The 20,128-nt window shown below is 71.5% G+C and carries 18 protein-coding genes and 1 tRNA gene; 12 read left to right on the top strand and 7 right to left on the bottom strand.

Features of this window, described 5'->3' with window-relative positions:
• The 3 genes from MNZ29_RS03015 to MNZ29_RS03005 form a co-directional block, all read left to right on the top strand.
• Nucleotides 1-525, top strand: a 525-nt coding sequence (locus MNZ29_RS03015; RefSeq protein ID WP_242352791.1) for an AgmX/PglI C-terminal domain-containing protein, incomplete at its 5' end; no start/stop codon positions are given.
• Between the two features lie 221 nt (nt 526-746).
• On the top strand, nt 747-1,799 hold the full coding sequence (locus tag MNZ29_RS03010) for a TIGR04552 family protein (protein WP_242339591.1): 1,053 nt from the start codon (nt 747-749) through the stop codon (nt 1,797-1,799).
• Complete coding sequence (locus tag MNZ29_RS03005) at nt 1,796-1,990, top strand: hypothetical protein (RefSeq protein WP_242339587.1); 195 nt, start codon at nt 1,796-1,798, stop codon at nt 1,988-1,990. Before MNZ29_RS03010 ends, MNZ29_RS03005 begins: the two co-directional genes overlap by 4 nt.
• A gap of 54 nt (nt 1,991-2,044) precedes the next feature.
• Here the strand turns inward: MNZ29_RS03005 and MNZ29_RS03000 are convergent, their stop codons facing one another.
• The 3 genes from MNZ29_RS03000 to ffh form a co-directional block, all read right to left on the bottom strand.
• Nucleotides 2,045-3,166, bottom strand: a complete 1,122-nt coding sequence (locus tag MNZ29_RS03000) for a hybrid sensor histidine kinase/response regulator (RefSeq protein WP_242339585.1) — start codon at nt 3,164-3,166, stop codon at nt 2,045-2,047.
• Between the two features lie 168 nt (nt 3,167-3,334).
• A complete protein-coding gene (gene amrB / locus MNZ29_RS02995; RefSeq protein WP_242339583.1) occupies nt 3,335-4,240 on the bottom strand; it encodes an AmmeMemoRadiSam system protein B in 906 nt (301 codons plus the stop codon).
• 10 nt (nt 4,241-4,250) lie between these two features.
• The gene (gene ffh / locus MNZ29_RS02990) at nt 4,251-5,903 is read right to left on the bottom strand and encodes a signal recognition particle protein (RefSeq protein ID WP_242339581.1); all 1,653 of its coding nucleotides are present in this window, start codon (nt 5,901-5,903) and stop codon (nt 4,251-4,253) included.
• Nucleotides 5,904-5,947: 44 nt separating this feature from the next.
• Between ffh and MNZ29_RS02985 the strand changes: the two genes are divergently transcribed.
• Both MNZ29_RS02985 and MNZ29_RS02980 read left to right on the top strand, forming a co-directional pair.
• Nucleotides 5,948-6,406 (top strand): DUF2203 domain-containing protein, encoded by a 459-nt coding sequence (locus MNZ29_RS02985; RefSeq protein WP_242352789.1) that lies wholly within the window; start codon nt 5,948-5,950, stop codon nt 6,404-6,406.
• Nucleotides 6,407-6,430: 24 nt separating this feature from the next.
• Nucleotides 6,431-6,949: a hypothetical protein gene (locus tag MNZ29_RS02980; RefSeq protein WP_242339577.1), complete on the top strand. Its 519-nt coding sequence runs from the start codon at nt 6,431-6,433 to the stop codon at nt 6,947-6,949.
• Between the two features lie 26 nt (nt 6,950-6,975).
• Here MNZ29_RS02980 and MNZ29_RS02975 read toward each other — a convergent pair whose 3' ends face one another.
• The 3 genes from MNZ29_RS02975 to MNZ29_RS02965 all read right to left on the bottom strand — a co-directional run bounded on the left by MNZ29_RS02975 (nt 6,976) and on the right by MNZ29_RS02965 (nt 9,832).
• Nucleotides 6,976-7,368, bottom strand: coding sequence for a response regulator (locus MNZ29_RS02975; RefSeq protein WP_242339575.1), 393 nt, complete (start codon nt 7,366-7,368; stop codon nt 6,976-6,978).
• A gap of 286 nt (nt 7,369-7,654) precedes the next feature.
• Nucleotides 7,655-8,539, bottom strand: coding sequence for an ATP-binding protein (locus MNZ29_RS02970; protein WP_242352786.1), 885 nt, complete (start codon nt 8,537-8,539; stop codon nt 7,655-7,657).
• A 198-nt stretch (nt 8,540-8,737) separates the two neighbouring features.
• Complete coding sequence (locus tag MNZ29_RS02965) at nt 8,738-9,832, bottom strand: hypothetical protein (protein ID WP_242352785.1); 1,095 nt, start codon at nt 9,830-9,832, stop codon at nt 8,738-8,740.
• 305 nt (nt 9,833-10,137) lie between these two features.
• Between MNZ29_RS02965 and MNZ29_RS02960 the strand changes: the two genes are divergently transcribed.
• Nucleotides 10,138-12,672 (top strand): PPC domain-containing protein, encoded by a 2,535-nt coding sequence (locus tag MNZ29_RS02960; protein ID WP_242352782.1) that lies wholly within the window; start codon nt 10,138-10,140, stop codon nt 12,670-12,672.
• 48 nt (nt 12,673-12,720) lie between these two features.
• Here MNZ29_RS02960 and MNZ29_RS02955 read toward each other — a convergent pair.
• A tRNA-Leu gene (locus tag MNZ29_RS02955) sits at nt 12,721-12,806 on the bottom strand.
• Nucleotides 12,807-13,116: 310 nt separating this feature from the next.
• Between MNZ29_RS02955 and MNZ29_RS02950 the strand changes: the two genes are divergently transcribed.
• The 6 genes from MNZ29_RS02950 to MNZ29_RS02925 all read left to right on the top strand — a co-directional run bounded on the left by MNZ29_RS02950 (nt 13,117) and on the right by MNZ29_RS02925 (nt 20,114).
• Nucleotides 13,117-14,397 (top strand): PLP-dependent aspartate aminotransferase family protein, encoded by a 1,281-nt coding sequence (locus MNZ29_RS02950; protein WP_242339568.1) that lies wholly within the window; start codon nt 13,117-13,119, stop codon nt 14,395-14,397.
• A 129-nt stretch (nt 14,398-14,526) separates the two neighbouring features.
• On the top strand, nt 14,527-15,444 hold the full coding sequence (cysK, locus tag MNZ29_RS02945) for a cysteine synthase A (RefSeq protein WP_242352780.1): 918 nt from the start codon (nt 14,527-14,529) through the stop codon (nt 15,442-15,444).
• Nucleotides 15,441-17,429 carry an anaerobic carbon-monoxide dehydrogenase catalytic subunit gene (gene cooS, locus MNZ29_RS02940; RefSeq protein WP_242352777.1) on the top strand — a complete coding sequence of 663 codons (1,989 nt, stop codon included), beginning with the start codon at nt 15,441-15,443 and terminating at the stop codon, nt 17,427-17,429. Before cysK ends, cooS begins: the two co-directional genes overlap by 4 nt.
• Before the next feature lie 2 nt (nt 17,430-17,431).
• Nucleotides 17,432-18,418 carry an ABC transporter substrate-binding protein gene (locus tag MNZ29_RS02935; protein WP_242352775.1) on the top strand — a complete coding sequence of 329 codons (987 nt, stop codon included), beginning with the start codon at nt 17,432-17,434 and terminating at the stop codon, nt 18,416-18,418.
• A 2-nt stretch (nt 18,419-18,420) separates the two neighbouring features.
• The gene (locus tag MNZ29_RS02930; protein WP_242352773.1) at nt 18,421-19,338 is read left to right on the top strand and encodes an ABC transporter permease; all 918 of its coding nucleotides are present in this window, start codon (nt 18,421-18,423) and stop codon (nt 19,336-19,338) included.
• Nucleotides 19,335-20,114 (top strand): ABC transporter ATP-binding protein, encoded by a 780-nt coding sequence (locus tag MNZ29_RS02925; protein ID WP_242352771.1) that lies wholly within the window; start codon nt 19,335-19,337, stop codon nt 20,112-20,114. The genes MNZ29_RS02930 and MNZ29_RS02925 overlap by 4 nt, the downstream gene beginning before the upstream one ends.
• Nucleotides 20,115-20,128 lie beyond the last annotated feature (14 nt).

Genomic DNA, 20,128 nt, shown 5'->3' with positions numbered 1-20,128 from the left:
CGCGAGGAGCCCGCCCGCGCCGTGCGGCGCGAGCCCGCGCCGCGGCCGCGCGAGACGCGCGTCGCCCAGGCGACGCCGCCGCCCCCGGCGCCGACCCCTGCGCCCGCACCTGCTCCGGCCCGCAAGAAGGACGTCCTCGACTTCGAGTCGAACGACGCTGCGCTCGACGAGGCGCTCGGCGGCGGCTCGGGCTCCGCCCGCCGGTCCGTCTACGTCCCCCCGCGCCCCGGCGGCGAGGTGCCCGCGAAGCTGAGCTCCGCGCAGATCAACGAGTCGGTCGCCCAGCGGATGGACGGTCTCCAGCGCTGCATGTCTGAGCAGAAGGCGCGCGACGCCGAGGCCACCGGCACGCTCAGGATGCGCTGGATCATCAACGCGGACGGCTCGGTGCGCGAGGTGAAGTGCCTCACGCCCGAGTTCGCGAGCGGTCAGTTCGCCCAGTGCCTCGCGGGCGTCGTGAAGAGCATCAAGTTCCCGCGCTCCACGACGACCGGCCAGGAGGTCACCTTCCCGTTCCGGTTCTGATCCCGGGCCGTCGCCGCGGGCGGCGCGTCGCGCGCCCCCGCGGCACGACGCCGCGCCGCCCACCGCGAACGAGCGGGCGGGCGATCGGACGGCCCGCCGGGTCGGCTTGACCGGAGGGCGCGCCGCTGCCACTGTCCCGCGGACCCCGAGGACGAGGAGAGGTGGCGTTGCACACGAAGCTCGCGCCGGTGCCGGCCGGCGGGTACCGACCTCTCGAGCGGATGGGGATCGCCGAGCTCGAGGCGCTGCGCGTGATCCTCCGCGGCGGCTCCGTCATCGACTGGCGGCGGCTCAACTTCCGTGATCGGGAGGAGGTCGAGGGCTACCTCCGCCTGAACCAGTTCGACCACGAGGACATCCGCGACGTGCGGCGGCTGCGCGCCATCCTCGCCCAGGCCGTCGAGTACCTCCGCTCCGTGTTCGGCTACCGCGTCGCGGTGCCCGTCGCCGAGCCCGAGGACGTCCGCGACCTGTTCCTCTTCGCCTCGGGGACGCTCGAGCCCCGGCGCTTCCGGCGGATCGCGTGCGTCGTGCTCAAGGTGATGCACGTGATCCACCACCTCGAGGCGCGCGAGCTCCTGTTCCGCACGCCGCTCCGCGAGTCCGACCTCGCGCAGCGCGCGCACCGGCGGATCATGGCCGAGGCGGACCGGATGCGCGCGGCGGGCCTGCCCGTGATCGAGTTCGCCGGCAACTCCAAGTCGCGCGACTCGCTCGTCACGAAGCTGCTCGCCAAGAAGGAGTCCGTCGCGGCGCAGGTGTTCGACCGGGTCCGCTACCGGATCGTGACCGAGCGCACCGACCAGATCGCGCCGGTCGTGTGGCACCTCACCCAGACGCTGTTCCCGTTCAACTACGCGGTGCCCGGCCAGACGCAGAACAGCCTGGTCCGCTTCCAGGAGCTGCTCGCGAGCCACCCGCGCGGCTCGGCGATCGCCGCGGAGCTGCAGCTCCCGGCGGACCTCGAGCGGCGCGATCCCGCCGCCAAGCGCAACGAGTTCAGCGGCCGCGACTTCCGGGTGCTCAACTTCGTCGTCGACCTGCCGGTCCGGATCGACGACCTCATGCCGCCGCTCGATCCCATGGCGGACGAGCTCGGCCGGATCGTGTTCTCCCTCGTCGAGTTCCAGGTGGTGGACGCGGCGACCGCCGCGCGGAACGAGGAGGGGGACTCGTCGCACGAGCGCTACAAGCGCCGGCAGCACCATCGCGTGCTGCGGCGGCTCTCGCGCGGGCTGGTCGTCCCGAAGAAGGGGAAGCGAGGTGGGGGATGAGGGAGACGACGAAGGAGAGCCCGGTGGACCGCGGCGAGGTGGAGCTGCCCGGCCGGTGCCAGGTCTGCGGGGCCGAGGGGAAGACCATCGCGGTGCCGTCCGCGCCGCCGCCGAACGAGTTCTGCGCCCGCTGCGCCATCGAGTATGGCGAGGCGGCCGCGGCCGACGAGGCTGACGAGGACGAGCCCTAGGCCCGCGTCGGGACGAGCCCTCCGGCGCGCGCCGTCGCGGAGCGGCGGGAGGCTTCAGGTCCCCGACTCGAGCAGGGCCTCGGCCTCGAGCGGGAGCTCGACCGTGAACCGGGCTCCCTCGCCCGGCCGGCTGTAGAGGGCGATGCCGCCCCCGTGCGCCTCCGCGATCTGGCGCGCGATGAAGAGGCCCAGGCCGAGCCCGCCGTAGTTGCGCGGCGAGACCGCCCGCTCGAAGCGGCCGAAGACGCGGTCGACGTCCCCGGGGTCGATGCCGATGCCCTCGTCGCGCACCTCGAGGCGGGCGACGCCCCCCGCCGCCGTCACGTCGACGTGGACGGGCTTGCCGGCGCCGTACTTGAGGGCGTTCGAGAGCAGGTTCGTGAGGAGCTGCTCGAGGCGGAGCCGGTCGAACCGGCCGACGACCGGGGCGGGGGCGGCCACGGACAGGACGCAGCCGGCGCGAGACGCGTCGGGCGCGAAGCGCGCGCCGAGCTCCCGCGAGAGCCGGGCGAGGTCGAGCTCCTCGCGGGAGAGGCGCATGCGTCCGGAGGCGATCCGCGAGACGTCGAGGAGGCCGTCCACGAGGCCGACCAGTCTTCCGGTCTGGCGGAGCGCCGCGTCGAGCTTCCCCGCGAGCCGAGCGTCGCAGCCCTCGAGCTCGCGGCCGAGCGCCTCGAGCCGGAGCTGCAGGCTCGTGAGCGGCGTCTTGAGCTCGTGCGAGGCGACCGCCATGAACTCGTCGCGCACCCGCACCGCCTCGGCGAGCTCTCCCGCGAGGGCGTGCGCCCGCCGCTCCGCGGCGTGGGTGCGGAGCAGCGCGCGCAGGAGCGCGACGAGCTCGGCTGCCTCGAACGGCTGGACGAGGTAGGCGTCGGCGCCGGCCTCGAGCCCGTGGACCCGGTCGCCGGTCTCCACCAGCGCGGCGGAGGTGAGGAGCACCGGGATGGAGGAGGTGGCCTCGGAGCCCTTCAGCCGGCGGCAGACCTCGTACCCGTCGATCCCCGGGAGCCGCACGTCGAGCACCACGGCGTCGAACGGCGTGGCCTCCAGGGCCGCGAGGGCTTCCTCCCCCGACTCGGCCTCGTCCACCTCGAAGGCGACGGCGGAGAGCATCCGGGTGACGAGATAGCGGGCGGCGGCACGGTCGTTGACGTTGAGGATCCTGGGCGGCGGCATCGAGGCGGGGGTCTCTCGCGAGGTGTCGGGGCGTCCCCGCCGCCGTGAGGCGCGCGCGAGACGCAGTAGGACATTATGTGCGAACGACCCGGCGCGCTCGTCCGAGGCAGCGCCTTTTCACCGGGGTGCCCTCGGCGGGGCGCCCGGGCGCTCGCCCGCTCCGGCGCCTCAGCCGGCGGCGGCGGCGAAGCTCACGGAGTCCGTCCCGTCGGTCCACTGCGCGTAGTGGAGGACCCGCGCGGCGCGCCCGCTCGCGCGCAGCGCCGCGTAGATGGGGGCGACCCCGCAGAGCCTCCGCCGTGCGTCCTCGCGGACCGCGTCGCGGTGGAACCCGTCCGCGTCTCCGGCAGCCAGGTACGAGAGGGTGCGCCGGTCGGCGGCGGCGTGGGCCGCGAGCTCTTCCGCAGTGGGCGGGCGCGGGTCGCCGTAGAGCGGGCCGACGTGGGCGAGATCGGCCGCGGCGACGAAGCAGACTCGCCGGCCGGAGGTCGCGCGGGCGAGCGCCGCCAGGAACGGGCGCGTCGCCTCGGCGGGCGCGGCGAGGTGGGAGATGCTCGAGCAGAGCACCGGCAGGACCGTGAACGGACGGCGGAGGAGGTGGCGCAGCACCACGACCTGGAGCTCCACCGAGTGCTCGCCCGCGTGGCAGAGCTCGTCCGCGAGCACCTCCTCCGCGCCGAGGCGGGCGGCGATGGCCTCCACCGCCGCGCGATCGGTCGCCACCGCGCCGAGCGGCGTGGCGTAGTCGAGGCGGGTGAGGGTGAAGAGGTGCGGCGGGGTCGCGTGCGCCGTGCCGAAGACGACGAACAGGTCGGCGTCGGTCGCGGCGAGCGCGCGGTACGCGCGGGCGTAGCCGGCGGCGCCGCGCGGGTAGTCGATGTGCGGGGCGACGAGGAGGCGGACGGGCTCGCACGGCGGGGGCGCGACCCCGTCGCGGAGCCAGCCGTCGAGCGCGCGGCGGAGCGCGATCGGGTCGTCGGGATAGACCGCGCCCGCCCAGGCGGCAGGGCGGAAGGGGAGGGCGCGGAAGCTCGAGAGCGCGCCGGAGGTCTCGCCGTCGCTCGCGTCTCCCACCGCCCGCTCCTTACTTGCGGCCGCGCTTGCGCGCCTTCTTGCGCGCCTGGCGCTCCGCCTTGCGCTTCTTGTTGCGCGCGTCTCGGTCCTTCTTGGACTCGAGCGCGATCGGCTCGGGCGCGTAGCCCATGAGCCGCGCCCGCGCCATCGCGCCGGCGGACATGGGCGGCGTGTAGCCCTTCGGCAGCCCCATCTGCTGCGCCATCGCCGCGTCCGGCACGAGCCCGCCCGAGAGCGCGCGCTCCACCGCCTGCGCGTCGGCGCCGAGCACGTCCTCCATGCCCTTGCCCTGCAGCTTGCGCAGGCTCATGAGCTGCTTCACGCCGGGGAGGCGCGAGAGCAGGCCGGGGGCGGAGCCGATCTGCTTCATCACCCCGCGCATGGAGTTGTACTGCTTGAGGAGGTCGCGGACCTCCTTCTCTCCGCGCCCCGAGCCGCGCGCGATCCGCTTGAGGCGCGCGTCGTTGATGACGTCGGGGCGCTGGCGCTCGACCTTCGTCATCGAGTCGACCATGGCGACGATCTTGGTGAGCGCCTGGTCGTCGAACTGGAAACCCTCCGGCAGGTCGCCGAAGAGCGGGAACTTCTCCATCAAGTCGCCGAGCGGACCCATCTTCCGGACGAGCCGGATCTGGTTCACGAAGTCCTCGAGCGTGAAGTCGCCCGAGAGGATCTTCTGCGCCTCGGCCTCCGCCGTCTCCTCGTCGACGTGCTGCTCGAAGTCCTTGACGAGCCCGACGATGTCGCCGAACCCGAGGATGCGGGAGGCGAGCCCCTCGGGGCGGAACTCCTCGAGCCGGTCGAGCGACTCGCCCATGCCGAGGAACTTGATGGGCTTGCCGGTGACCTCCTTGATGGAGAGCGCGGCGCCGCCGCGCGCGTCGCCGTCGAGCTTCGTGAGGATGAAGCCGTCGAGCGAGAGGCGGCGGTCGAACTCGGAGGCGGTCTTCACCGCGTCCTGGCCGATCATGGCGTCGGCGACGAGGAGGATGTTCTCCGGCGCGACGTTCCGCTTGATGTCCTCGAGCTCCACCATGAGCTCCTCGTCGACGGCGAGGCGGCCCGCGGTGTCGTAGATGACGACGTTCGCCTTCTCGCGCTGCGCCGCCTCGAAGGCGTGCAGGCACATCTCCGGCGGCGACACGCCCGGCTCGTGGAACACCGGCACGCCGAGGCGCTCGCCGAGGACCTTGAGCTGATCGACGGCGGCGGGGCGGTACACGTCGGCGGCGACGAGGAGGGGCTTCTTCCCCTCCTTGAGGAGCTTGTTCGCGATCTTGCCGGCGGTGGTCGTCTTGCCGGAGCCCTGCAGGCCGACCATCATCACGCCGGTCGGACGCCCCCGCACCGCGTCGCGGAGCGAGGTGTCGACCGGGCCCATGAGCGCCTCGAGCTCGTCGTGGCAGATCTTGACGAAGTGGTCCTGGGGCGTGACCCGAACGACGCCCTTCTCCGTCTTGACCTTGGTCTCGACGACCTCGCCGATGGCCTTCTCGCGCACGCGCGCGACGAAGCGCTTCACGACCTCGAAGGAGACGTCCGCCTCGAGCAGCGAGACGCGGATGTCGCGCAGCGCGTCGTCGACCACCTCGGGGGTGATCTCCGTCCGCCCCTTCAGCTTGTTCCGCGCTGCCTTGAACCCCTTGGATACGGTCTCGAGCATGGGACTCCGGGTGCCTCCGCCAGGCCCGCGCTTATAACACGGAGATGTCTGGGAATCCGCCCATGGACGAGGGTCCGCGCTTCTTCACCGTCGAGGAGGCCAACGCGCTCGTGGCCGAGCTGGAGCTCGATTTCGGGCGCCTCGCGGCCGCCCGCGCCGAGCTCGGCCCGCTCGTCGAGTCGCTCGGCGGCGCCGACGTCGCGGTGGCCCTCCTCCGGGGAGACGGCCCCCCGGAGGGCAGGGAGGCGGACGCCGCTCGGCTCGAGCGGCTGGCCGGTGAGATCACCCGCGTCATCGAGCGCGTGAACGGCATGGGCTGCCTCGTGAAGGACGTCGAGGCGGGGCTCGTGGACTTCTACGCCGTGGTCGAGGGCGAGCCGGCGTTCCTCTGCTGGCAGTTCGGCGAGCCGGCCGTGAGCCACTGGCACCCGCTCGAGGGAGGCTTCGCGGCCCGCGAGGAGATCGCCGGGGTGAGCGTCCGGCCGCCCACGTTCCGGAACTGAGGGAGGGCGCCCCGCGCCGCCGCCGTGCCGTTCGCGTACTACGCGCGCCTGTCACCGCGGGAGAAGGCGATCTACCGCGCCAGCGACGCGGTCCCGGCCATCCCGGTGCCGGGCGTCGCCTCGCTGCACCCGCAGGTCGAGTCGCTGCGGGAGGCTCTCGCGCGCGACGACGGCGAGGCGGTGGCGCGCGCCGCCTTCGCGCTGTGCGCGGGGATCTCCCGGGCGCTCGGCGCGCGCACGCCGAAGCTCGAGATCCACGCGGTCCGGCCGAGCGCGGACTGGGGCGAGCTGCACGGCCTCTACACCCCCGATCCCGACGAGCCGCCCTGCATCCGCGTCTGGATGCGCACCGCCCGCCACGCGCGCGTGGTCGCGTTCCGCACGTTCCTTCGAACGCTCCTCCACGAGCTCGTGCACCACCTCGACCTCGAGGTGCTCGGGCTCGAGTGGTCGTTCCACACCGAGGGCTTCTTCAAGCGGGAGTCGAGCCTGTTCCACCAGCTCGTGCCGGAGGCAGCCCGGGCGCCGTCGCGGCGGGCGTGAGGCCTCGCGCGCTCGTCGCCGAGCGGTCAGATCCGCTCGGCGGCGTCCGCGGAGAGCTCGGCGACCGTCGAGAGCAGGTCGTCGATGCTGAACGGCTTCGGCAGGTACCGGTCCGGCTGCGCGTCGCCAGGCGGCGACGCAGAGACGACGACCACCGGGATGCCCGCCAGGGCTGGGTCCGCGAGCTGCTCCTGGCGGAACTGCCACCCGCTCATGACGGGCATGAGGAGGTCGAGGAGGATGACATCCGGTCGCGGGCAGTCGCGCAGCACGTCGAGCGCGTCCTGCCCGTTCTCGGCGAGCGCGACGTCGTAGCCCTCGCCGCCGAGGGCCTCGGCGAGCGCCTCGCGGATGTCGGGATCGTCCTCGACGACGAGGACGGCGCCGCGCGACCGCATGCGGCGGGCGCGAGAGGACATGAGTGGGTGTGCCTGAGCCGGGATGAATGCCATCTTCGTGTCCCTCGCCGAGCCCGTGAACCCGCCGCCACGCCACCGTGCCGTATCGACACGGAGGACGTCGCAGGGCGTGGCCCGGGCCTCGCGAGGTCGCTGATGGTGCAAACGCGTTGCCTGAAGCGATCGTTCCGGGAAGCGCCCTGAATCTCTCCCCGCGCCACTTCTGGGACGCACTGCGTCGTTGACGGGCGTGCGAGCGGGCCTCGCGCCGATCGTCAGTGCTGTCGGATGTCCGGTCGGGCGTCCGCTAGCGCGAGCGCAGCATGCTCTGGCCCACCCAGTCGCTCGCGAACTGGTAGGCGATGCGCCCGCTGCGATCGCCCTTCTGATTCGACCAGGCGACGGCCGCCTCCGCCGCCTGCCGATTCCACGCCGGCTCGGCGCCCGCCCTCTCGCAGAGCTTCGTGACCCACTGCCTCGCCACGGCCACGTACTCGTCCTGCGAGAAGGCGTGGAACCCGACCCAGAGGCCGAACCGCCCCGACAGCGAGATCTTCTCCTCGACCGCCTCGCCGTGGTGGATCTCGTTCTTGACGAGCAGCGCCCCGAGGTTGTCCGTCTCGAACTCCGGGATGAGGTGGCGCCGGTTGGAGGTGACGTAGATGAGGACGTTCTCGGGCGGCGCGTACACGGAGCCGTCGAGCGCGCTCTTCAGCATCTTGTAGCTCGACTCGCCCACCTCGAACGAGACGTCGTCCGAGAAGAGGAGGAAGCGATACGGCTGCCCGGCGACCTCGTCCACGATGGCCGGGAGGCTCACCAGGTCGTCCTTGTCGACCTGGATGATGCGCAGGCCCTCGGACGCGTACGCGCGGAGGAGCGCGCGCACGAGCGACGACTTCCCGGTCCCGCGCGTCCCCCACAGCAGGACGTTGTTCGCGGGGAAGCCGGCGAGGAACTGGCGCGTGTTCGCCTCGACGACGCGCTTCTGCTCCTCGATGCCGAGCAAATCCGAGAGCTGGATCCCCTCGACGCTCGAGACGGCCTCGAGGTAGCCGGCGAACGAGTGGCGCCTCCAGTTCGCCGCGTGGGTCTTGCCCCAGTCGATCTTCTCGATGGGCTTCGGGAGCAAAAGCTCCATCGACGAGAGGACGCGGCGCAGCTGGTCTTGGACGTCCGGGTCGAGCGGCATCCGGAAACGATAGCACCCGCGGCGCGCGCCTCGCGAGGCGTCCCGCCGGCCCACGCGCTCGAGGCGTCCGGCCGCGGTGTGACGAGCTTCGGCACGCTCGCGAGCGCCGCGCTGAACCGATGGAACGGCCCCGGTGCGGGAGCGCCGGGGCCGCTGGACGGCCGGATCAGGTCAGCGCGCGATCAGGCGTCGCCCGGCCTACGGCGACTCCATCGGTTTGGAGTAATCGCTCGCGCACAGCGGGGGCCACCCCTCGTCGTACCGGAACGTCAGGCCCGACTTCTCGACGTTCGTGACGCACAGGTCGTACTCACCGTACGGGAACGCGCGCAGGGCGAACTTCGCGATACCCGCTCTATTGGTCGTGACCCGCTGCGTGAGCATCGTCGGGCCATCCAACACCCGCCATTCGGCCGTGACGGTCGCCCTGCTCAGGTCCACACCGGTGAAGTGGCGGATGTTCACCTCCGCCGAGTAGTTCCACAGGCGGCCGGACCGGATGGCCCCGTAAGAGAAGTCGATGAAAGCGACGTACATGTACGGTTCGGTTGACGGCGTCACGTAGGTTTCAGCCGTTCCCTGAAGGCCGCCGGCGTCGGTCGCTGCGACGGTCACCGTGTAGGACCCGGACGCGTCATAGGTGTGCGGGGGCCCCTGGCAGATGATGTCTACGTTCCCGAGGGCCTGCATTTCGGGCGTGGGGTCGGGCGTCGGGAACAGGGTCAGGACCTCGCCAGTCTCGGGGCCCCCGCCGTCGCCGTAGTCGACCGTGCACGACGCGATCGCGTCGTCATTGCTCCAGAGCGACGCAACCGCGCTCGTCTCGTAACCGACGACGGGAAGACGAGGGTCGAGCTGAACCTCCTGGACGTGCGGAGCCTCGTTCGGCCTCACATAGACAGCGGCGTTGTCCCAGATCTCGGGGGCGGTCGCGTGCACCAGATGCAGGCACACCGTGTAGTAACCCTCCTCGGAGAACGTCTGCTCCCAGGTGTTGACGACGATGGAGTTGACGCTGAAGGAAGGTTCGGTGACGCCGCAGGTGCCTGATGCATCGGGATAGGGGCCGGTGAAGGCGCTGTACCAGTTTTCCACGCTGTAACCCGGCGGGTAGGCCGGCGTTCCGTCCTCCAGGTTTCTGATCACGAACGTCTGCGTCACGCCCTGCACCACCGGACCCTGCTCGAGACCGGCGCCGTTCATCCACGTGAAGTACTGATTCGAATAGGCGACCGCCGCCGCCGGAGCCAGACCGACGAGCAGCGCCGTCGTGATCGAGACCAACCGTTTCATGTCCGCCTCCTCATCTCTCGACGCGATGCGGCTCGAGTGACGGGACGAGGATGCGCCCCGATTCGCGAGGCTCGGCGCGAATCATCGTGTGACCCGTGGCTCCTATGACCTGCGGGTGCGCCCGCAGGACGCGCTTGCGACCCTGCCTGCGCCGACAACGCTCATGCCCTGGCCCGGGCACTCGCTCTCCGGCCGCGCGCGCCGCCTGCGTGCCGCAGCCCCGCAGTGGTCGAGGCTGGTATTCGCGCGACACGCTTAGAGTGCGCGTGAGCAATTCGCGCCATTGCAGGCGTGACGAGGGGACCATGCACGCACACGCGATCCGGATCGTCTTCGCGGTCGTCGCGGCTGCGACGGTCGCGCACGGCAGCTCCCACACCGCCGCGCAGGAGCTCACGAGCCTGAGCACGTGTGTCCAGCTCCAGGACGGAGTGCCGATCACCCACCTCTGGGCGGCGCAAGGCCAGCAGCGCTGCTTCGGCCTCACCGTGCCCGCCGGCCAGCGATCACTGACAGTGGACGTGACCCAGCTGACCGGCAACGCCGATCTCTACGTCCGGTTCGGCGCAATGCCGACGCTCAGGGAGTACGACTGCCGGAGCAGCGCGAGGACCGGCGGCGACAGGTGCACGATCGCCGACCCCGCGCCCGGCACCTGGTTCGTGATGCTCTACGCGCGGACCGCGTTCTCCGGCGCGACCCTCGTCGCCGCGCACGAGGGCGCGACCTGTACCCCGCTCCAGGAAGGCGTCGCCTCGACGGGGCTCTCGGCGGCGCAAGGTGAGCAGCCCTGCTTCGCGATCGGCGTGCCCGCCGGTCAGAGCTCCCTCGTGGTCTCCACGGCGGGAGGGACGGGGAACGCCAACCTGTACGTCCGTCAGGGCTGGGTGCCCACCACGAGGACGTACGACTGCCGGAGCGCGGCGAGGACCAACGACGAGTCGTGCACGATCCCCAACCCCTCCGCCGGGGCCTGGTACGTGGTGCTCGACGCGGACAAGGCCTACTCCGGCGTCGCGCTCACGGCGACCTACGCCGCGCAGCCGAGCGGGTCACTCGTCGTCAATAGTCTCGAGGACGTGGCGAGCCCGACGGGCCGCGCGGTGACGCTGAGGTCGGCGCTCGCGGCCGCCGCCTCGGGCGAGCGGATCACGTTCGACCGCTCGCTCGACGGCGGGACGATCCTGCTGTCGATCGTGGGGGACGAGCACACGGTGCTGAAGGGCGAGGTGTACGCGGCGGGCGCGTTCTCCGGATACCAGGAGCGCGACTATGGGCGCTCGGCGCTGTACGCGCGCAAGGACGTCGTCATCGACGCCTCGATGCTGCCGAACGGCATCACCCTGCGCTGGAACGGCGGCGACACCAGCCACGCGCGCGTGCTCGCGGTCTACGGCAACCTGGCGATGAACAACGTCATGATCTCGTCGGGTTCCTCGGTTGCCGAACCCATCTCCGGCTCCACCCAACCGTTCACGCTGGCCAGGGGCGGCGGCCTGGCGGTGTGGGGCACCGCCACGCTCGAGCGGTGCACGATCGCGGGCAACACGGTCGTGGGCGACACCCAGGCCTCCCGTGACCGCGGCAGCTACGGCGGCGGGATCTACGCCAACGGCCTCGTCCTGCGCGGCGTCGTCGTGAGCGGGAACGCGGCGATCGGATACGGGGCCGCGGGAGGCGGCGTCTACTCGGTCGGCGGAGCCGACAGCACGTCGGGGCGCGGCAACAACACGTTCCTCGACCGCTGCACGGTCAGCGGCAATCTCGTCCGTGCCCAGCACGCGTACGGCGGCGGCCTCTTCACCCTCTCCGGCGGGCCGAACAACCTCGCCACGATGGAGATCAAGAACAGCACGGTGGCGAGGAACCTGGTGGAGGACAACGACGCCCTGCCCCAGGACGGGCAGTATTACTACCGTGGCGGCGGCGTGTACATGGGCGGCGGATCGCTCTCGGTCGTCGCGAGCACCATCGCCGAGAACGCTGTCGACGGCCCGGCCGCGATCTTCAGCGGCAGGCCGAACGTCGGCGGCGGAGGCGTGGCTGCCACCATCGGGAACGCGCACACCGTCGAGTACGTGTGGCTGCAGAACTCGATCGTCGTGGGGAACACGCTCAACGGTGTCGCCGAGGACTGGTTCCCGGGCTCGATCCTCGACTTCCGCAGCGCTGGCTACAACGTCGTGGGGCGGATCGACTTCAGCCAGATCCTGGTCCCGGTGCCGGCCTGGGGGCACCTGAACCGGAGGCGCTGGCCGAAGCTGGGCGATCAGGAGGGCGTCGCGCTCGGCGCCGCGCTCGACGTCGCAGGGGCGCGCTTCCATGAGTCGATCGTGTCCGCCGGCACGGACGCCGGCGGGCCTGCGCTCCTCTGGTACCCGCCGGGCACGGCGGCCGCCGACAAGATCCCGGCCGCCCCGTACCCGCTCACCTACGTGAACGGCCGATACACGGGCTACGGTGTCCCGACGGACGACTTCCTGAACCACGTGATCCTGCAGCTCAGACAGGAGTACGGGTCCGAGCTGGGCAGCGACTTCGGGAGCGGGTTCGGGGACCTGACCGGGACCACCTGGTACGAGCACCCCGTCACCTGGCCTTCCGACCCGCGGAACGCGCCCTGGATCAAGTTCTGGCGCGATCTCGACGTCGCGATCGGCGACAGGCTCGGGATGGTCCGCCTCGGTGACGACTTCTGGGGAACGTTCGTGACCGGGCCGCTCGGCAACGTGTCCCTCACCGTCGAGCGGGTGACCCAGACGTACCTGCGCGAGCCGACCGACCAGACGGGGGCGACGCGCAGCGGCGGGCTGGCGGACGTCGGGGCCATCGAGCAGTAGCGCGACGCGAGCGCGCGTCGCGCGACGGCTCGACCAAGGATGGGAGAGTAGGGCCGCCCGGGATCGAACCGGGACGCCGCTTCCGCGGCAGCGGATTTTAAGTCCGCCGCGTCTGCCAGTTCCGCCACGGCCCCAGGAGCACCTACGCCACCTCGCGCGTCGCGCGTAACCATGGCGTAACCAACCGTACCAGTTCGGCCCTCTTCATGGGACAAGCGAGCCACACGCCACCACTCATCCATGCCGCCGCTTCGGAGAGACCGCTCTCCGATGCGTGAGGATGGGTACGGGATGACGATCGGCCGGCACGAGCAGGGCGGCACCCCATCTTGCATCCGAGACGTCCATCCGGTATGACGGATGTCGCCGCTGCCGCAGGACCCTGGCCCAGGTACATCCGCAAACGCTACGCACTGCTCGATCGCAGCGGCGCGGGGAGGTTGCATGTCCGACGAAGCTCATCTGGACCCGAACATCCCCGGGAACCCCGCGTACCACTTCACCATCGTGCCGCCGGGGTCGCCTGCGAAGGCCGGCTGGGCGGGGCGCGCCGCGCTCGTGCCCGGCGCTCGCCTGGGCACGCAGTGCGTCCATGCCGGCGTGCAGCCCGATCCCACGTACGGCGCGGTGATGCCGCCGATCTACCAGTCGTCCACGTTCGCGTTCCGCGACGTGTGCACGAACGCCGGCTACGACTACACGCGCAGCGGCAACCCGACGCGCGCGGCGCTGGAGGAGGCGCTCGCGGTCCTGGAGGGCGGCTCGGGCGCCACCTGTACGAGCACGGGCATGAGCGCGGTGATCGTCGCGCTGAACCTCCTCCCGCACGGCAGCCATCTCCTCTGCACCGTGGACTGCTACGGAGGCACCTTCCGCGCACTGGAGCACGCGAAGGCCGCCTACGGTCTCGAGGTCACGTACCTCGACCTCGCCGACCTCGACGCGGTCGCCGCCGCCTTCCGGCCGAACACGCGCATGGTCTGGATCGAGACCCCCTCGAATCCGCTCCTGCGCCTGACCGACGTCGCCGCGGTCGCCGCGCTCGCGCGACGCCACGACGCGCTCACCGTCGTCGACAACACGTTCCTCTCGCCGGCCTCCCAGCAGCCGTTCCGGCGCGGCGCCGATCTCGTGGTCCACTCCACGACGAAGTACCTGAACGGACACAGCGACGTGGTGGGCGGCGCGGTCGTGGCCGCGCCCGGCAAGAACCTGCTGGTCCAGCGGATCCAGAGCGTCAACAACCTGCTAGGCACGTCGCAGAGTCCGCACGATTGCTTCCTCGTCCTGCGCGGCCTCAAGACGCTGCAGCTCCGCATGCGCGCGCACGAGGCCGGGGGCCGGGCCGTCGCCGATTTCCTCGCCGCGCACCCAGCGGTCGCGAAGGTGCACTATCCGGGGCTCGCGAGCCACCCGCAGCACGCGCTCGCGCGGCAGCAGCAGACCGGCTTCGGCGGCATGGTGAGCTTCGAGCTGGCCGACGGCCGGCGTGATCGTGTCGACCACGTGCTGAGGACCCTGCGCTGGTTCACGCTCGCGGAGAGCCTGGGCGGCGTGGAGAGCCTGGTCGCGCACCCCGCGTCGATGACGCACGCGTCCATGTCGCCCGAGGCCCGCCAGCGCGCCGGCATCACCGATGGCGTGATCCGGCTCTCCGTCGGGATCGAGGAGCCCGCGGATCTGATCGCCGACCTGGACGCGGCCCTGCGCACGCTCCCGGCCTGACCGTCGCCGCGGCGGGCCGCACCGCGCACCGGCCCCCTCAGAGCGCGTCCCCATCCGGCGTGGCAGACGTTTTGCTACCATGACGGACGTGGCCGAGATAACGGAAGTTCCTCCGCTAAGTTTGCGCGCATGATCCACGACGACATCCTCGCCCTCGTGGGGCGAACCCCGTTGCTGCGCCTGAAGCCGCAGCCCGGTCAGGTCGCGGCGGTCGCCGCAAAGCTCGAGTCGTTCAATCCGGGCGGGAGCGTCAAGGATCGCGTCGCCCTCGAGATGATCCTCGCCGCAGAGCGCGAGGGGCGCATCGCTCCGGGGCGCACCACGCTCATCGAGCCGACGTCGGGCAACACCGGGATCGGCCTGGCGCTGGTGTCCGCGGCCCGGGGCTATCGGCTGATCCTCACGATGCCGGAGACGATGAGCGTCGAGCGCAGGAAGCTGCTCGCCGCCTATGGCGCGGAGCTGGTGCTCACGCCGGGTGCGCAAGGGATGCGTGGCGCAGTGCGCAAGGCGGCCGAGCTTGCGCGCGAGAACGCCGACGCCTTCGTACCCCAGCAGTTCGCGAACCCCGCGAACGCCGCCGCACATCGGCGCACCACGGCGGTCGAGATCTGGGACGACACGGACGGCGGCGTGGACGTCTTCGTGTCGGGGGTGGGCACCGGCGGCACGATCACGGGAGTGGGCGAGGTGCTCAAGGCGCGCAAGGAGGGCGTGCGCATCGTCGCCGTGGAGCCCGACGACTCGCCGGTGCTCTCGGGCGGCATGCCGGGACCGCACCACCTGCAGGGGATCGGGGCAGGGTTCATCCCCGAGGTACTCAACGTCGACGTCATCGACGAGATCGTTCGCGTCTCCACGGAGCAGGCCTTCGCGGTGACGCAGCGGCTGGCGCGCGAGGAGGGCCTGCTCGTCGGGATCTCGGCGGGCGCGGCCGCGCACGCCGCGATCGAGGTCGCACGGCGGCGCGAGAACGAAGGGAAGCTCGTCGTCGTCCTCCTGCCCGACACCGGCGAGCGCTACCTGTCGACGAGGGTCTTCTCATGAAGCAGCACCTGCCCGTCCTCAACGTCGAGGTGCCGGACAAGGCCGAGCACGTCGCGTCGACGCCGAACCCCGCGTCCCGCGAGCTCCTGCAGCGGCTCGAGGCGCTCGGGGTCGAGACGCTCTTCGACCGGTTCGAGCAGCAGAAGCCGCAGTGCACGTTCGGCCTCACCGGTCGATGCTGCCGGATGTGCCAGTGGGGGCCGTGCCGGATCGGCCCGCGCGCCGAGCGCGGCATCTGCGGCAAGGACCAGAACGCGATGGTCATCGGCAACGTGATGCGCGCGCTCGTCGCCGGGCTCTCGGCGCACGGGCGTCACGCGCACGAGGCGATGTTCTCGGTGCTCGCCGCCGCGGACGGCAAGGCACACCTCGCGATCAAGGGCGAGGCGCGCGTGCTCGAGCTGGCGGGCCGCTTCGGCGTCCCGGCCGAAGGCCGGCCGATCGCGGACGTGGCGCGCGAGGTGACCCGGATCCTCCTCGAGGATCTCGGCAGGCTCGACGCGTCCCCCCTTCGAACCCTCGAAGCGTTCGCCCCGCCGGAGCGGCAGGAGACGTGGAGGGGGCTCGGCATCCTCCCCCGCAGCGCTTCCTACGAGGTCATGGAAGCGCTCCACATGACCACGCTCGGCGGCTGCACGGACTGGACGGCGCTCGCCGCGCAGGAGCTGCGGGCCGCGCTGGCCTACTGCTACAGCACGCTCTTCGGGTCCTCGTTCGCGACCGAGATGCTGTTCGGCCTGCCGCAGCAGCGGATCACGACCGTGAACTACGGGATCCTGAAGGCCGACCACGTGAACGTGCTCATGCACGGCCACTCTCCGGTGATGGTCGAGGTGATCCTGGAGAAGCTCCGGAGCCCGGAGATCCAGCAGCTCGCGAGCGCGGCCGGCGCGGCGGGGATCGTGGTGGGCGGGCTCTGCTGCTCGGGCGAGGAGCTGCTCGCGCGACACGGCGTCTCGACCGTCACGAACATCGGCGGCCAGGAGCTCGTGCTCGGGACCGGCGCCGTCGACGCGGTGGTCGTGGACATGCAGTGCGTCATCCCCGGGGCGAAGATCCTGGCCGACTGCTTCGGGACGCAGATCATCACGACCTGCAAGTCGAACCGGATCCCCGGAGCGCTCCACGTCCCGTTCGATCCCGAGGAGCCGGAGCAGCTCCAGGCGGACGCCGAGCGGGTGGCCCGCGCGGCCGTCGAAGCCTTCGCGAGGCGCGACCGCTCGAAGATCCACATCCCGCAGGTCACCACCGCCGCCCAGGTCGGGTGGAGCTACGAGAACATCCTCGACACGCTCGGCGGCGCGGAGCGCATCGTCGAGCTCCTCCGGAGCGGGACGCTCAAGGGCATCGCCACCATCGTCGGCTGCAACACGCCCAAGGTGCCGTACGAGCACAACCACGTGACGCTCGCGCGCGAGCTCATTCGCTCCGACGTGCTCCTCCTCACGACGGGGTGCTGCGCCCACGCGCTCCTCAACGACGGCCTCTGCGGACCGGACGCCGCGGGCCAGGCGGGCCCCGGCCTCGGGCGCCTTTGCCGTCAGCTCGGCATCCCGCCCGTGCTGGCGGTGGGCGGGTGCGTCGACAACACGCGGACGCTCCGCCTCTTCGCCGAGGTTTCGCGCGCGGCCGGCGTCGCGGTGAAGGACCTCCCGTTCATGTTCATCGGGCCCGAGCCGGGGAACGAGAAGACGGTGGGGCAGGGGCTCACGTTCCTCGTGCACGGCGTGAGCAATCTGGTCGGCTTCCCGGGCCCCATTCCACCCGCCATCCCGCGCCCGAAGCCGGGCGAGCCGGGCGAGCTGGAGCGCGGCAGCAACGACGTCATCGACTTCCTGGCCGGGACCGAAGGCGTCTTGAAGCTCGTGGGCGCCAAGATCTACACGGAGCCCGAGCCGCGGCTCGGCGCGCAGCTCGTCCGGATGCACCTCCGCCGCAAGCGCCTCGCGCTCGGCTGGGCTGGCCAACACTCCATGGGGCAATGAGCATGCGACCGATCACGCGAAGGGACCTCCTGAAGCTCGTCGGGACAGGCGGCGCCGCCGTGGCGTGCGGCGCCCTCGTCCCCGCATGCCGCAGCCAGTCGAGCTCGAAGCCCACCGTCCGGCTGGGGTACCTGCCGCTCACGGATCACCTGACCGTGATCGCGGGCGCGAGGACGAGCTTCAGGACGTTCACCCTGGAGCCCGTCAAGTTCGCGAGCTGGCCCGAGCTGGCGGAGGCGGTGAAGGGCGGCCGGGTCGAGGCTGCGTTCGCCCTCACGCCCATCGGGCTGACCCTCCGCGCAAAGGGGGTCCCGGTGAAGCTCGTGCTGCTCGGGCATCGCAACGGCAGCGCGCTGACGGTGAAGGCGGGCGGTGCGGTCTCGTCGATCGCGGATCTGAAAGGGAAGACGATCGCGATCCCGAGCCGGTTCTCGACGCACCACATCCTGCTGCGGCGGATCCTCGCCGGCGAGGGGCTCGAGGCGGGCCGCGACGTGCAGATCGTGGAGATGCCGCCGCCGGAGATGGTCCAGGCGCTCGCGACGGACCGCATCGGCGGGTTCATCGTCGCTGAGCCGTTCGGGGCCCAGGCCGAGCTGCAAAACGTCGGGAAGGTCCTCACGCTGTCGAAGGACGTCTGGCCGAACCACGTCTGCTGCGCGCTCCTCGTCCGAGAGGACCTCATCGCGGCGCACGCACAGGTCGTCCAGGAGCTCGTCGACGGGCTCGTCGCGGCGGGCCGGTTCGTGGGTGAGCACCGGGACGAGGCCGCGGAGCTGTCGACGCGGTACCTCGGACAGAAGCCGGAGATCATCCGCCACGTCCTGACGCATCCGCATGACCGCGTGACCTACGACAACCTCCTGCCGGAGCTGAATGACCTGGAAGTCACGCAGGCGGACATGCTCAGGTTCGACATCGCGACCTCGCGGGTGGAGCTGGGGGCGTTCCTGGACGACCGGTTCGCCAGGCACGCCTACGCGAGGTGAGCATGGGCGCCCCACCGTACGCCGCGGACCCGGGTCCGTCGCCGCAGCCCGCCAGGCCGGCCGAGGGCGAGGCCTCGGACGCGATCGCCCTGCGGGCCCTCGCCTCCCGGCGCGCGTCGTCCGTCACGGCGTCGCAGGTGACGCGCGCGCTCGATCGCTGGCTCGTGCCGGTCTCGGGGATCGCGGCGCTCGTCCTCGCCTGGGAGGCGGCGGCGTGGTCCGGGCGGTGGACGGCCGAGCAGCTCCCCGGCCCCATCGCGGTGCTGGGCGCCGGCGCCCAGATCCTGGCGGACGGGACGCTGTTCGTGCACGTCGGCGCGAGCCTGGCCCGCTTCCTCGTCGCCTACGCTCTCGCAGGGACGCTCGGAGTGACGCTGGGGCTCGTCTTCGGCTGGCGCGAGCGGCTCTGGCGGGCGTTCGACCCCGTGGTCCAGCTCTTGCGCCCGGTGTCGCCGATCGCCTGGTTCCCCCTGGCCGTGCTGTGGCTCGGAATCGGAGACGTGCCCGCCATCGCCATCATCTTCCTCGCGTCGTTCTTCCCGGCGCTCCTCAGCACGGTCGCAGCGGTGCGCCGGGTCGATCCGCTCCTGCTGCGGATCGCCCGGAACTTCGGGTCGAGCGAGCGGGACATCGTGCTGAAGGTGGTCGTGCCCGCGGCCTTCCCCCAAGTGGCCGTCGGGCTCCACATCGCGCTCGGCGCGGCGTGGGTCTACCTCGTCGCCGGAGAGATGCTGGGGGCGCGCTCGGGCCTCGGCTTCCTCGTCATGGATGCGCGCAACTTCCTGCGGACGGACCTGCTCCTCTTCGCGGTCCTCGTCATCGGCGTCGTGGGGCTCGCGCTCGACAAGGCCATCGGCGCCGCCGAGCGCCGCATCTACCGGGCGTGGGGCGCGGTGCCGGCGCCCGGGGACGTGACATGAAGCAGGCGCGCATCGTGCTGCGCTCGGTCGAGAAGCGCTTCGCGACCCGGAGCGGGACGACGGTCGCGCTGGCCGCGGTCGACCTCGAGATCCGGGGGGGCGAGCTCGTGTGCCTGGTGGGCCCCAGCGGCTGCGGGAAGTCCACGCTCCTCAACATCCTCGCGGGGTTCGACTTCCCGTCACGAGGCTCCGTGGAGATCGACGGCGCGATCGTGGACGGGCCGCAGCGCCGGGTCGTGACCCTGTTCCAGAGCTACGGCCTGTTCCCCTGGCGCAGCGTGCTGCGCAACGTCGAGTACGGGCTCGAGGTGTCCGGGGTTCCCCGGCGCCAGCGCCGCGATCAAGCGATGCAGTGTCTCGACCTCGTCGGCCTGTCCTCGTTCGCCGAGCATCATCCGCACGAGCTCTCGGGCGGCATGCAGCAGCGCATCGCGCTGGCGCGCGCGCTCGCCGTGGATCCCGAGTGCATCCTCATGGACGAGCCGTTCGGCGCGCTGGACGCGATCACCCGCATCAAGCTCCAGGAGGAGCTGGCGCGGATCTGGGAAGAGAAGCGGAAGACCATCATCTGCGTGACCCACGACATCGAGGAGTCCGTGTTCCTCGCCGATCGCATCCTCGTGATGGCGACGAACCCAGGACGGGTGAAGACCGTCATCCCCGTGCCGCTGCCGCGCCCCCGTTCCCGGACGAGCCCCGAGTTCGACGAGCTGCGGCGTCGGGTGTACGCGGAGCTGGAGCTCGTTCACGATTCGAAGCCGGATTTCGAGATCTGACGGGCGTGTGCTCG

Origin of the sequence: Anaeromyxobacter sp. SG64 (assembly GCF_022690745.1) — a bacterium.
Taxonomy (GTDB): domain Bacteria; phylum Myxococcota; class Myxococcia; order Myxococcales; family Anaeromyxobacteraceae; genus Anaeromyxobacter; species Anaeromyxobacter soli.
The sequence above is the reverse complement of the archived record's forward strand: the minus strand, read 5'-3'. Positions and strand labels throughout refer to the sequence as shown.

Coding starts and splice junctions, on each gene's coding strand:
- MNZ29_RS03010 (WP_242339591.1), top strand. CDS start 747: ATGGGGATCGCCGAGCTCGAGGCGCTGCGCGTGATCCTCCGCGGCGGC.
- MNZ29_RS03005 (WP_242339587.1), top strand. CDS start 1,796: ATGAGGGAGACGACGAAGGAGAGCCCGGTGGACCGCGGCGAGGTGGAG.
- MNZ29_RS03000 (WP_242339585.1), bottom strand. CDS start 3,166: ATGCCGCCGCCCAGGATCCTCAACGTCAACGACCGTGCCGCCGCCCGC.
- ffh (WP_242339581.1), bottom strand. CDS start 5,903: ATGCTCGAGACCGTATCCAAGGGGTTCAAGGCAGCGCGGAACAAGCTG.
- MNZ29_RS02985 (WP_242352789.1), top strand. CDS start 5,948: ATGTCTGGGAATCCGCCCATGGACGAGGGTCCGCGCTTCTTCACCGTC.
- MNZ29_RS02975 (WP_242339575.1), bottom strand. CDS start 7,368: ATGTCCTCTCGCGCCCGCCGCATGCGGTCGCGCGGCGCCGTCCTCGTC.
- MNZ29_RS02970 (WP_242352786.1), bottom strand. CDS start 8,539: ATGCCGCTCGACCCGGACGTCCAAGACCAGCTGCGCCGCGTCCTCTCG.
- MNZ29_RS02965 (WP_242352785.1), bottom strand. CDS start 9,832: ATGAAACGGTTGGTCTCGATCACGACGGCGCTGCTCGTCGGTCTGGCT.
- MNZ29_RS02960 (WP_242352782.1), top strand. CDS start 10,138: ATGCACGCACACGCGATCCGGATCGTCTTCGCGGTCGTCGCGGCTGCG.
- MNZ29_RS02950 (WP_242339568.1), top strand. CDS start 13,117: ATGTCCGACGAAGCTCATCTGGACCCGAACATCCCCGGGAACCCCGCG.
- cysK (WP_242352780.1), top strand. CDS start 14,527: ATGATCCACGACGACATCCTCGCCCTCGTGGGGCGAACCCCGTTGCTG.
- cooS (WP_242352777.1), top strand. CDS start 15,441: ATGAAGCAGCACCTGCCCGTCCTCAACGTCGAGGTGCCGGACAAGGCC.
- MNZ29_RS02935 (WP_242352775.1), top strand. CDS start 17,432: ATGCGACCGATCACGCGAAGGGACCTCCTGAAGCTCGTCGGGACAGGC.
- MNZ29_RS02930 (WP_242352773.1), top strand. CDS start 18,421: ATGGGCGCCCCACCGTACGCCGCGGACCCGGGTCCGTCGCCGCAGCCC.
- MNZ29_RS02925 (WP_242352771.1), top strand. CDS start 19,335: ATGAAGCAGGCGCGCATCGTGCTGCGCTCGGTCGAGAAGCGCTTCGCG.